This window comes from Limnofasciculus baicalensis BBK-W-15, assembly GCF_024178385.1.
GTDB classification, from domain to species: domain Bacteria; phylum Cyanobacteriota; class Cyanobacteriia; order Cyanobacteriales; family Coleofasciculaceae; genus Limnofasciculus; species Limnofasciculus baicalensis.
Window position 1 is genome coordinate 1 of record NZ_JAMZMM010000185.1, and the last position, 11,911, is coordinate 11,911.

General features: G+C 44.0%; 11 protein-coding genes and 1 pseudogene. 5 read left to right on the forward strand and 7 right to left on the reverse strand.

The window, feature by feature from the left end:
• Together NJ959_RS17600 and NJ959_RS17605 are read left to right on the forward strand one after the other, a co-directional pair.
• Nucleotides 1-251 (forward strand): hypothetical protein (locus NJ959_RS17600; RefSeq protein ID WP_254013046.1); only part of this gene is annotated, 251 nt, incomplete at its 5' end.
• 521 nt (nt 252-772) lie between these two features.
• The gene (locus tag NJ959_RS17605) at nt 773-964 is read left to right on the forward strand and encodes a DUF2949 domain-containing protein (RefSeq protein WP_254013047.1); all 192 of its coding nucleotides are present in this window, start codon (nt 773-775) and stop codon (nt 962-964) included.
• Between the two features lie 349 nt (nt 965-1,313).
• Here NJ959_RS17605 and NJ959_RS17610 read toward each other — a convergent pair whose 3' ends face one another.
• The 4 genes from NJ959_RS17610 to lpdA all read right to left on the reverse strand — a co-directional run bounded on the left by NJ959_RS17610 (nt 1,314) and on the right by lpdA (nt 5,519).
• Entirely contained in the window at nt 1,314-2,468 is a 1,155-nt protein-coding gene (locus NJ959_RS17610) for a pyridoxal-phosphate-dependent aminotransferase family protein (protein ID WP_254013048.1), read from the reverse strand.
• A gap of 69 nt (nt 2,469-2,537) precedes the next feature.
• Nucleotides 2,538-2,825, reverse strand: coding sequence for a DUF5340 domain-containing protein (locus NJ959_RS17615; RefSeq protein ID WP_254013049.1), 288 nt, complete (start codon nt 2,823-2,825; stop codon nt 2,538-2,540).
• A gap of 80 nt (nt 2,826-2,905) precedes the next feature.
• On the reverse strand, nt 2,906-3,793 hold the full coding sequence (gene trpC / locus NJ959_RS17620) for an indole-3-glycerol phosphate synthase TrpC (RefSeq protein WP_254013050.1): 888 nt from the start codon (nt 3,791-3,793) through the stop codon (nt 2,906-2,908).
• A 292-nt stretch (nt 3,794-4,085) separates the two neighbouring features.
• Entirely contained in the window at nt 4,086-5,519 is a 1,434-nt protein-coding gene (gene lpdA / locus NJ959_RS17625) for a dihydrolipoyl dehydrogenase (RefSeq protein ID WP_254013051.1), read from the reverse strand.
• A 420-nt stretch (nt 5,520-5,939) separates the two neighbouring features.
• On the opposite strand from lpdA, the gene NJ959_RS17630 reads away from it, so the two are divergent.
• Nucleotides 5,940-6,170: a hypothetical protein gene (locus tag NJ959_RS17630; protein ID WP_254013052.1), complete on the forward strand. Its 231-nt coding sequence runs from the start codon at nt 5,940-5,942 to the stop codon at nt 6,168-6,170.
• A gap of 291 nt (nt 6,171-6,461) precedes the next feature.
• On the opposite strand, the gene NJ959_RS17635 is transcribed toward NJ959_RS17630, so the two are convergent.
• Nucleotides 6,462-7,286, reverse strand: a complete 825-nt coding sequence (locus tag NJ959_RS17635; RefSeq protein WP_254013053.1) for a TrmH family RNA methyltransferase — start codon at nt 7,284-7,286, stop codon at nt 6,462-6,464.
• A 38-nt stretch (nt 7,287-7,324) separates the two neighbouring features.
• Here NJ959_RS17635 and NJ959_RS17640 point away from each other — a divergent pair.
• Nucleotides 7,325-7,723, forward strand: a pseudogene (locus NJ959_RS17640) (Uma2 family endonuclease); the annotation flags it as partial.
• A gap of 105 nt (nt 7,724-7,828) precedes the next feature.
• On the opposite strand, the gene NJ959_RS17645 reads toward NJ959_RS17640, so the two are convergent.
• Together NJ959_RS17645 and NJ959_RS17650 are read right to left on the reverse strand one after the other, a co-directional pair.
• Nucleotides 7,829-8,839, reverse strand: a complete 1,011-nt coding sequence (locus tag NJ959_RS17645; protein ID WP_254013054.1) for a serine/threonine-protein kinase — start codon at nt 8,837-8,839, stop codon at nt 7,829-7,831.
• A 124-nt stretch (nt 8,840-8,963) separates the two neighbouring features.
• The gene (locus tag NJ959_RS17650; RefSeq protein ID WP_254013055.1) at nt 8,964-9,821 is read right to left on the reverse strand and encodes an ion channel; all 858 of its coding nucleotides are present in this window, start codon (nt 9,819-9,821) and stop codon (nt 8,964-8,966) included.
• 192 nt (nt 9,822-10,013) lie between these two features.
• On the opposite strand from NJ959_RS17650, the gene typA reads away from it, so the two are divergent.
• The gene (gene typA, locus NJ959_RS17655) at nt 10,014-11,804 is read left to right on the forward strand and encodes a translational GTPase TypA (protein ID WP_254013056.1); all 1,791 of its coding nucleotides are present in this window, start codon (nt 10,014-10,016) and stop codon (nt 11,802-11,804) included.
• Nucleotides 11,805-11,911: the final 107 nt, after the last annotated feature.

Below are 11,911 nucleotides of genomic sequence, written 5' to 3' on the forward strand. Positions count from 1 at the left end.
GTCAAGCAACACCCCGAATCCCAAGATCTCACCCTTATCTTAAATTTTTATTAACGCTATTTAAAATAGTAATTAACATTTTGCCCATTTTCAGTAAAAATACGATACGCTTTCTTAAGGTGGGATTAAGAATTCAGGGTTTCGCCGATCTTGATCTTAAGATATCTGCCTGTCCGGGAGATTACTACAAACAAAGAAAAAAAATCCATCGGTGTTACGCTCGGGTAGCCAAGCCTGAAATGGCGGTGTAATGGTGTGAAGAAAGTGAGGCTAACAGCGTACTCCCTCTTGAGTAAAGCTTTTGCTTGACAAATAGCTTTGATGGCAATGGGTGAATTAGCAGCGATGAGACGGGTTTCATCAAACCGTCTGTTTGTGTGACGATAACGGTTTGAAATAGACTTTTCAAGATCCCTTGAAGCGGTTGAAACAAACCTTAAGAGGGGTTAGGGGCGATTAAATGCTTCTTTCCCAGTCTCTCATCCCCAGCCCCTACTGCCTAGTCGGCAAGTTACAGCAATTTTCAGGTATGTGAGGTGCAGAGAAACCCGGTTTCTCTTGTGTACTTCATAAACCTGCAATCTGCTGTAAGTCACTCTGTTGATTAAGATCTCGGATTGAGTGTGATTTGAAACAGATCTGGTTAAAGCGATCGAACTCAAGATAGAGTAAAGAACCGCACTAACCATGGACAGCTCAAATACTGTCTACTAATGACTCAAGGGAAGTGTACCCTAATACCACAATAGAACAAAAGGAGGTGAAGGAAATTATGGCACCCGCAACATATTCTAGATTTATACGCTTTCTCCAAGAAGAGTTAGCAATTCCCACAGCGTCACTTGCGATCGCGCAACGTTTCCGGGAACAAGATCCAGGTCCGTTACCTATGATTCTATGGCAATACGGCTTGGTCACCCTCAAACAATTAGACCAAATTTATGATTGGCTGGAAACGGCTTAAGACTGGATAAATCGACGAGGAGATTTCTAGAGTCATGTCCAAGTGCTTACGTCTTCTGGTTAAGCTAGCCCCCAGGCAAATTACCGGAGAGTTGATAGATTGTTTTTATTCATTATTTCTCTCAATCCAAATCGATACCAACAAACCAAAAAAAAAGAGCGAGTCATTCAATGACTCGCTCTTTTTTGCTATGGTGCTAATGGTTAATGGCTTTTAACTCAGATCTTGCACCAGTTTCAATAAGCGTAGGGTGGGCACTCCCCACTAACGTAATCATCAGCTTTTCAACTTCTCCAGGGGAGTGCCCACCCTACATGAAACTAATGGCTTTTAACCTCTAACCTCAATTTTACGATTGAGTCAAAACTTGAGCAGCCGCCGCAACCCCTGCACCAGGAGTAAAAGATTCATAACCCAATTCTGTTAGCGTTGCTTCCAATGACGCGATCGCAGCTAGGATATCGCGATCGCAAACAAATCCCAGATGCCCCATCCGGAAAATTTTCCCTGATAGTTCATCTTGTCCGCCAGCTAGAATAATGTCAAAGCGCTTTTTCATCACTGAGCGGATTTTTTCCGATTCAACTGATACAGGCGCTACCGCTGTGATTGCTGGGCTAGCGGCTTCATCAGGAGCAAATAGAGGCAACGAAAGGGCTTTCATTGCGGCGCGAGTTGCCCCCATCAGACGCTGGTGACGGGCGAAAATAGATTCTAACCCCTCAGCCCTCATCATCTGTAGAGCAACTTGCAAGGCAATTACCATGCTAATCGCCGGGGTAAAAGGGGTGGTATTTTTAGCTGCTGATTTGCGGCAAGGACCCAAATCCAAATAAAATCGAGGTAATTTTGCAGTTTTATAAGCTTCCCAAGCCTTAGCACTAACTGATACAAACCCCAATCCAGGCGGAATCATGTAACCCTTTTGAGAGCCAGACCCTACCACATCAAGACCCCAGTCGTCAATAGGTATATTTACCGCACCCAAACTGGTAACAGCATCAACGATAATCAGGGCTTCCCCATGATCTTTAACATAACGGTTAATCGTTTTCAGATCGTTGAGGACACCTGTGGAGGTTTCCGAATGGGTGATAATGACGGCTTTGATTGTCTTTTCGGTATCAGCAACCAGCTTTTCTTTAAACTCTTCCGGATTCAGGGCTTTGCCAGACTCAGCGGTGACTGTCTCCACATTAAGACCAAAAGCTTTACTCAGTTTTGCCCAACGATCGCCGAATTTACCATTAGATCCTACCAAAACGCGATCGCCTGGACTGAGGAAATTAATAATTCCTGCTTCCATTGCCCCTGTCCCGCTGGCGGTTAGGATTAAAACATCATTTTGGGTTTGGTGCAGCCATTTGAGGTTTTCGGTTACTTCTGCCATAATAGCGCTAAAGTCAGCGCTACGGTGACCGATGGGATGCTTCGCCAAGGCGAGCAACACTTTTTCCGGTACTGGTGTTGGTCCGGGAATCATCAGCATTAACTTGTTATCCATTATCTATCCCCTCTAATAAAGAACGCATGACTTTTTAAAATACAAGAGACTTGCCTATTTCTTTCGGAATTAATGATTAATTTCTGGTTTTTCACGGGCAGAAGCACTATCTGTCCAGTTTTCTGACTCAACTCTGATATCATTGAGAGACCAACGGTACTCAATGGGCAATTTGGCTCGCTCGCAGCTTGCTTCAAGTTGTTTCTGCTGGGCTAAGGCTTTGCGGAGGGTGGCAATCAGTTGCTGTACCTGCTCTCGCACTGCTGGTTGGCTATTTGCCGCAAAGGATGTTTGACGCTCTAGAAGTTGGAGTAGTAGTTCGTAATGAATATATGATGGAAGGGGAATTGGCTCCATGAAATCTGGTTTACCTCAAGTGGATGAATCGATAAGCTTGATACTCTGCCACCAGAGTCAGTAGTTTGATCGCTTACTACTTAGAGACTAGAAAACAATTTTGCGATCGCCATTTCTGGATCTGGCTGTTTTACTAGTGATTCGCCAATCAAAACTGCTGTCGCACCCGCCTCTACAACCTGCGCTAAATCAGCGCTGGTATGTAATCCTGACTCACTGACAACTAAAATGCCTCTTTCCTGTAGCTGGTTACCCCTGGCTGATAGAATTTGGCAAGTCGTTTGTAAGTCTACAGAAAAATCCTCCAAGTTACGATTATTTATACCTACTAGGGTAACGCCATCTAGAGATAATACGCGATCTAACTCGGCAAGGGTATGAACTTCGATCAATGGTGTAATTGACAGGACTTTTGCTATTTTAACAAAGTATTGAAGGTCTTTATCTGATAAAACGGCGGCAATCAGCAAAACTGCATCAGCGCCGTGGCTCCGAGCGAGATAGATTTGGTAAGGATATATGATGAAGTCTTTACATAGTAGAGGTAAGTCAAGAGCAGCGCGAACTTTTGCCAGATTATCCCAGCTTCCTTGGAAGAATTTTTTGTCGGTTAGGACAGATATTGCACTGGCACCTCCTCTTTTATAAGATTCTGCGATATCTACTGGGTCAAAATCTGCCCTAATTACTCCTTTGCTAGGAGATGCTTTTTTGACTTCAGCAATTAAAGCTGGACGAGTTTTACTATTACTTAATGCGCCTAAGAAATCACGCGGTGGTGGTAATTGATCGACTTGCTTGCGTAATTCACCTAATGTAAGTTTTTCCCGCATTTGGTCAACTTCTGTTTCTTTCTGCCAGATTATTTCTTCTAGAATATTGCGAGGCTCTGAATCTGGTAGAGCTACTTTATAGTGTAGAATATCTACGTTAACACGAGGATTGGGGGGACGGCGACGAATTTCCATTTAGTTGTTAGTTATTTGTTGTTAGTTAGTTGTTAGTTAGTTGTTTGTTGTTAGTTATTCTTCATTACCTATTTTCGATTCTTACATCCGCCGTTACTTTTTCCCACATTACGCTATAAGATTACATCTTAACTGCTATTTGCTAGCCTGATATCTGTTGCCCATTTCCCTTTTTTACTTTTGTTTTTACTCTATTCCCGCTATGGAATAATCCGGAATTATTTAACCACAAAGACACTAAGGAAGAGAACAGCAAACCAATAACCAATAACCAATAACCAACAACCAATAACTAATGACTAAAACTAGCTCGTTTATAAGCTTCATCCAACACTTCTGACAGAGTAGGATGAGCGTGGACTAAATAGGCTAGAGTATTGACAGATTGACGTTGTGCGATCGCGTTTGATGCTTCATGAATTAAATCAGAGGCATGAATCCCCAGAATGTGGACACCGAGGATTTCCCCTGTATCCTTACGGTAGATTACCTTAGCGATACCTTCGGCTTCTCCTTCTGCGATCGCCTTAGAATTTCCTTTAAAGTAGCTTTTTACAGATACTACTTCAAATCCTTCTTTTTCACCTAACTCCTTAGCCGCAGGTTCCGTTAATCCAGCATAGCTAATTTCTGGATGGGTAAAGGCTGCTGCGGGGATACTCAGATAGTCTACAGTGCGATCGCGCCCACAGATATTTTCTACAGCGACAATACCTTGGGCTGAGGCGGCGTGAGCTAACATCATTTTTCCTGTGGCATCGCCAATTGCCCATAGATGTGGCACTGGTTCTGTTCCAGAGAGGACTGCCATTGTATCATCTACAGTGATAAAGCCGCGTCGATCTGTTTCTAAGCCTAGGGTTTCCAATCCCAAGTCTTTGGTAAAGGGAATTCTCCCTGTCGCCACTAAACAAGCATCGACTTCGAGGATATCGACAACCTCTTTTGTTTTAGTATCCGCTAATTCAATAACTACTGGGGAACCCGGAGTCACTTTGATCGCTAACTTACCCACATGGGTTTCAATATCGCGAGGGGTAATTAAAATCCGCGTCGCCAGTTTAGCAATATCTGGGTCAAAAGTTGGCATTAACTGGTCGAGGGCTTCTATGATGGTAATTTCCGAACCTAATGCTGTGTAAACATCAGCAAACTCCAAACCAATGTAACCACTACCGATAATTGCCACCCACTGAGGTAACCAATCTAACTTGATGGCATCGTCACTGGTAAATACCGTTTTCCCGTCAATCGTAATACCCGGTGGGACAAAAGGTATCGAACCCGTAGACAGAATAACGTCTTTGGCGGTAATAGTTTTTTCACCGCTGTCTGTAGTAACAGATACTTTTTGCGCACCAGCTAACCTTCCCCAACCCTGAATAATATCAACTCCTAGGCGTTTGAGGCTGTTGGTGAGATCTCCACGAATCTTAGAAACCAGATTACCAGCATGATCTGCGATCGCGCTTCTGTCAAACTCAACCCCACTCACCTGAATTCCCAACGCCTTGAGGTGGTGAGCATTCCGTAACTCTCGCACTCTACCTGATGCTGCTAATAGTGCTTTTGAGGGGATACAACCGCGATTCACACAAGTACCACCCATTTCAGCCGATTCAATAATAGCAGTCTTAAGACCACAGCTCACCGCGTGTAAAGCCGCGCCGTGCCCGCCTACACCTGCGCCGATAATGACCAAATCGTAATCAAATTCTTGACTCACATTAATCTCCGCTGATATCGTTCCCCTCCCTATTCTCAACTTTACCGATGAATCAATGCAAGTTTTTGGTCGCGTTTTTTCAACAGCAGAGGGTAGCAGGGAGTGGGGAGTGGGGTATTATGGGGGCAACGGAACAAAACTATAGCCAGCATTAGATTGATTGTCTGGTTGCAGCTACAAGATTGATCGGTTTGTCAAAATATGCTGGAATGTATGGTTATCCAGCTATATTACTCCTGCTGTTATCTTTAAATTAGCACTGCGTAATGTTTAGCATAATGAACTTACCCACAGTAGGTTTCCCCTTTGCGGCATTCTAGGTGGATATTTGGCATTTTGGGAGTTGGAGGAATCTTGTTGCCAGACGGCGAGTTGTTGAAGAAGGTAGGGCGTGAGTGTCAAGCCAGGGAATCAAAATTTATGGATGATCCTCAAAAAAATCTACGCATTGCTGCTGCGAAAGCTTTTATGGATTCCCTTGAGGAACTAGAAAATATCTTAGCCCAAGATCGTCCTAGCAGTAAATCTCCTTCTCCCAAGCCAACCGATAGCGCTTCTGAAGCCTCGATTGATTTATTCTTGCTCGAAGAAGTAGCTGCTGATTTGGCACAGTTTTTTGGTGATGAGGAGTTGTTAGAAGATGGGGAGTAGGGAGTGGGGAGTAGGGAGTGGGGAGTGGGGAGTGCCAACTCACCCCCAACCCCTCTCCCTCAAAAACAAAGTAATTTACATAACGTAACAAATGAGCAAAGGCTGAAAGTGGCTTAACTTCGTTGATTTTATTGAGATTAATTATTAATAGTTGACGAGATTGCGTCGTTTCAGCTACTATGGTCGAATAATCCAAAGGAGGGCTAATAACCTTTTTAGGATTTTACACACTATTGCGATCCACTTCAAGATTTTGTAATCTCTCTTATAGTGTTTAAGTAATTATGTTAACTATGGAACTACACGTTGGCGTTGTGCCTCGTATAACATTAAAGAAGCTGCGATCGCAACATTTAATGATTCTACCCCACGCCAGAGGGGAATTTTCACTTGTCGATCGGCTAATTCGGTTAATTCTGTCCTCAGTCCTGCTGCTTCATTACCCAGTAAAATTAGGGTAGGGACGCGCCAGTCTAGTTCCCAGTAAGTTAAGGTAGCATCAGGTAATGTGGCGACAATTTGGATGCCTCGATCTTGACATTGACCGACTAATTCTGTTAAATCAGGACAGACAGTTACAGGTAGGCGAAACCATTGTCCTGCTGAAGAACGTAATACTTTAGGATTATCGAGATCTACACTATCAGAACTGAGCCACAAACCATCAGCACCTGCTCCTGCTGCTGTACGAATTATTGTACCCAAATTACCGGGATCTTGGATAGTTTCCAAAGCTAAACCGAGGGATGTTGGGAATTGGGGGGATGAGGGGATGAGGGGACGTTTAACGGTAGCGACAATGCCATCGGGATTCACAGTAGTTGCGATCGCATTTAGCACCTCCTGACTGACTAATTCCGCTCTTTCACACCGACTAACTGCATTTTCCCACAATTGGGGATGAGATTCCTGCCATTGTAAGGTACAGCAAACTGTTACTAACGGATAATCCACCGCACAAGCTTCTGCTAATAGGTGTGTTCCTTCTAATAATAGTAATTGTTGTTCTCGCCTTCCCTTCGAGTTGTGGAGTTTTCTGATTGATTTTACTAGAGGATTCTGAGTACTGGCGATTGTTAAAGATACAGCAGCTTCTTCTCTAAATAACTTACTCATTATTACTTATTCCTCATAATTTATTTTAGCGATTAGCCATTTTATCTTGGGTAGAAAGTCATAATTTAGGTGAAGTATTTAGTTCTAGTACTGGGTTTAAATTGCCGAATGGTGCTATAAGATCGCCTGATGCAGCATTTATTTCCAAGGAACGCTTACCAGAAGGATGGGATGAGGGAGAAGATGGATTTATCAATTTAGCACCAGATTTTATCATCGAAATTCGTTCTAAAACCGATAGTTTGGAAACCCTAAAAACCAAGATGGAAGAGTATATTGCTAATGGGGTGCGGTTGGGATGGTTGATCGATCGGAAGAATCGGCAAGCTTTAGTTTATCGTGCGGATAGAACAATTACACAGTATCCGGCGACAGCGACTTTGAGTGGTGAAGATATTGTACCTGGATTTATGTTGGTCTTGGGGAAGTTGTTGTAATTTGGCAGGAGATTTTAGTAATTGTTGACCTCTCCCCCAGCCCCTCTCCTGCAAGGAGAGGGGAGTCTATTTCCCCCTTCCCTTGCAGGAGAGGGGGTTAGGGGGTTAGGTTAATTTATGAGTAATTAAAATATCCCTCATCGGCTGAATTAATTGTGATTTTGGCGTACCCGTTGGTTTTGGTGGTGGAGATGGTTTCAGCACTAACCATGCTGCAATCGTGCCAATTACAGCCGCAATCGTGGCAATGACAGCCAACCACGTCATAAAATTCCCATTCTGCCAAGGGAGAGGAACTTGACGTTGTACTCCTAATATATCCAGCCAATCTTGCATTGTTTGAGGTCGATCTGCCGCTGCTAATGCCATTCCTGTTATAATTGCTTCATTAGTGCGATCGCTAACCTGAGAATTAATCTGTTTTGGTGCAGTTAATCTGGCTCTACCTAGGCTGCGCTCCATTGCTGTTGGTGGAATTTGTCCTGTTAACAAAAAATACAAGGTTCCTGCTAAGGAATAGATATCAGTATAAGCTCCTAATTGAGCATCAGCATGATAAAGTTCCAGGGAATCGAATCCATCTGCTGTATTAGGATCGAGAGTAGTTAAAGGATTATCAGATCCCCGTGCCAAGCCGAAATCAATTAAAACCGCTTCCGACTTACCAGCCCGTAGCAAAATATTTGCTGGCTTAACATTCCGATGGACTAATCCATTTTCGTGAACGGCATTCAGCGCCTCACCCATCTGCTGGATATAGCGTAACGCCTCAGCTTCTGGTAATTGATGTTGGGCACGACTAGCTAAATCGACTCCATCAATATACTCCATCACAATACAGACTTGATTCCCTTCCAAAAAAGGTTCTTTAATGTGAACAATATGAGAGTGTTTGCATTTTGCCAACTTAACTGCCTCTTGGAGAAACTTTTCCTGAAGATTATCGATTTCTGGTGGAGTTAACTGACTGAGTAAGTCATCGCTGATAGTTTCGATTGCTAGTCGCTTGCGATCGCGATCGCTGACTAGGTAAGTAATACCAAAATATCCTCTCCCTAATTCCCGTTCGATAGTGTACCTGCCGTCATGAAGTTTCTGTCCAACTAACCAAGCCATTGCTTATTTCCCAAAATTATTGTATTTATTGTGGACTTTTGACTGAATATCCGCACAATATTGGTAGTTAATTAAATATTTTTTACCCACACCCTGAATTCTACATAATACACCCTTTTCTGAATCAGCTCTCTCTAACATCGTGAAAGCGGGTGTAGTCGATAACGCTCCCTCCATCCCCTTTCCTCACCAATATATCCACAAAACGGTGATTCCACAGCAATTCCTCTGCCATGTAAGAGTAACGAGCATGAATAGCCTGAGAAACTGTATCATCAATACCAGTAAGCATTATCACAATCTCCGCTTCCATCTGGGCGAGAGACTCGGCTGTTGCCCCATAGAGAGGACTACCTCGATCGATCTGGTGCATTGCCGTCCAGGTCAAGGCAAAAACGAGGGATTGGCTGCGGACTAATTTCAAATCGTAGAAACGCCGCATAAATTCTCCTTCCAACGTGACTTGATTCCGTACCAAAGTCACCTGTAACTCCGCTTGAAGAATCTGATTGTGTCGCTGGTTTGCCGTGCGAAACATTAAAGTTGGGACACCGTTATAGGGTGAAATAACAGCAACTCGACTGAATAATACTTTTGCGGTTGGGCGAGAGAAGCGGGCAAACATTAGTCCAGTAGCAACAGTTAAAACCATCAAACCTGTTATAGATTCGATCGTGACGAGGATATTTGTATAAGTACATTCTCGCAGAGGATACATAGCACCATAGCCAATGGATGCCATTGTCTGTACGCTAAAGAAAAAGGCATCCCAGAAATAGCCATGACGAGCGTTTTGAATGCAATCGCCTCCTGCCAGATACAAAAGGGCAAATAGGGCATTAGTCATGATATAGGCTAACCCAATTAGCCCCAGAAACCAATACCAGTCAATAGTAAGGAGTAAATGGTAGGGATCGTGCCAAAGAGAGTGGGACGATCCTTGGCGGATAATGTTCGACTTTATTTGTTTATTTTGACTCATAACTTTTACCAGTTTCAAGAACTCTTGCCCATAGCCTCTAGCCCCTAACCTCTAGCCCATAGCCTCTAGCCCCTAACCTCTAGCCCATAATCCTTAAACTCTTGCCACACATCCGACACCCTTGTACGCTATAATTGTTAAGAAATCTTTAGTAAAATTTCTATCTTTCGAGATCTATCCTCTAACCCCTGTATGACACTCCCAATTCGCAACGTCGCTATCATCGCTCACGTCGATCACGGCAAAACCACTCTCGTTGATTCCTTACTCCGACAATCGGGTATCTTCCGCGAGGGGGAAGAAGTCCCAACCTGCGTCATGGATTCCAATGACCTGGAACGGGAACGGGGTATTACAATTTTGTCTAAGAATACTGCTGTTCGCTACAAAGAGACCTTAATTAATATCGTCGATACTCCAGGTCACGCTGACTTTGGTGGTGAAGTTGAACGAGTATTGGGTATGGTGGATGGCTGTCTCCTAATTGTAGACGCTAATGAAGGACCGATGCCCCAAACCCGATTCGTCCTCAAAAAAGCCCTGGAAAAGGGACTTCGCCCAATTGTCATTGTCAATAAAATTGACCGCCCTCAAGCCGATCCCCATGGAGCTATTGATAAAGTGATCGACTTGTTCCTAGAATTAGGTGCAGACGACGATCAGTGCGATTTCCCTTATCTATTTGCTTCAGGTTTAGCAGGTTTCGCTAAAGAGACTCTCGATGGAGAGGGGACAGATATGAAAGCCATGTTTGAAGCCATTCTCCGCCATGTACCGCCTCCTGTGGGAGATGCAACTAAGCCGCTGCAATTGCAAGTGACAACCCTCGACTATTCTGAATATGTCGGTCGCATTATCATTGGCAGAATTCACAATGGTACGATTAGATCGGGTCAGCAAGCAGCTTTGGTAACAGAAACTGGGGAAATTGTCAAGGGTAAAATTACCAAGTTGATGGGCTTTGAAGGGTTGAAGCGGGTTGAATTAGCAGAATCAACTGCCGGAAACCTGGTGGCTGTGGCGGGCTTTGCTAATGCAAATATTGGCGAGACGATTACTTGTCCTAATGAGCCTCAAGCTTTACCTCTAATTAAAGTAGATGAGCCTACCTTGCAGATGACTTTCTCGGTGAACGATTCGCCGTTTGCAGGGCAAGAAGGGCAGTTTGTGACATCGCGACAATTGCGCGATCGCTTAATGCGAGAATTAGAAACGAACGTCGCACTACGGGTAGAAGAAAGCGATTCGCCTGATAAATTCCTGGTTTCTGGCCGGGGTGAACTCCATCTGGGTATTTTAATTGAAACTATGCGCCGCGAGGGATATGAGTTTCAGGTATCCCAGCCTCAAGTAATTTACCGGGAAGTCAACGGGCAACCCTGCGAGCCTTATGAACTTTTGGTGCTAGATGTTCCTGAAGAAGCTGTTGGTGGCTGTATTGAGCGCCTTGGGCAACGGAAGGGTGAAATGCAGGATATGCAGATGGGTGGTAATGGCCGCACTCAGTTAGAATTTGTGATTCCGGCTCGTGGTTTAATTGGATTCCGGGGTGAGTTCATGCGTCAGACTCGTGGTGATGGCATCATGAATCATAGTTTTCTAGACTACCGTTCTCTATCTGGTGATGTGGAAACTCGCCGTAATGGGGTGATTATTTCCTTTGAGGAAGGGGTTTCGACTTTCTACGCGATGAAGAATGCGGAAGACAGAGGTGTATTCTTTATTACTCCAAGTACTAAGGTTTACAAAGGTATGATTATTGGGGAAAGCAATCGCCCTCAAGATATCGACTTGAATATCTGTAAGACGAAGCAGTTGACTAACCATCGCTCTGCTACTGGTGATGAATTGGTACAGTTACAGTCACCGATTGATATGAGTTTAGAGCGTGCTTTGGAATATATCGGCTCGGATGAATTGGTGGAAGTGACACCGAAGTCGGTACGGTTGCGGAAGCTGACTAAGAAGTTGGCGAAGCGTTGATGATTTTGTAGTTATTGCCTCTATAATTTGGGGTTTTTAAAAAATAGTTCGTCTAGGCGGGCTATTTTTTTTTTCGGGATTTACAACTCCACCCCTCCCCCAACCCC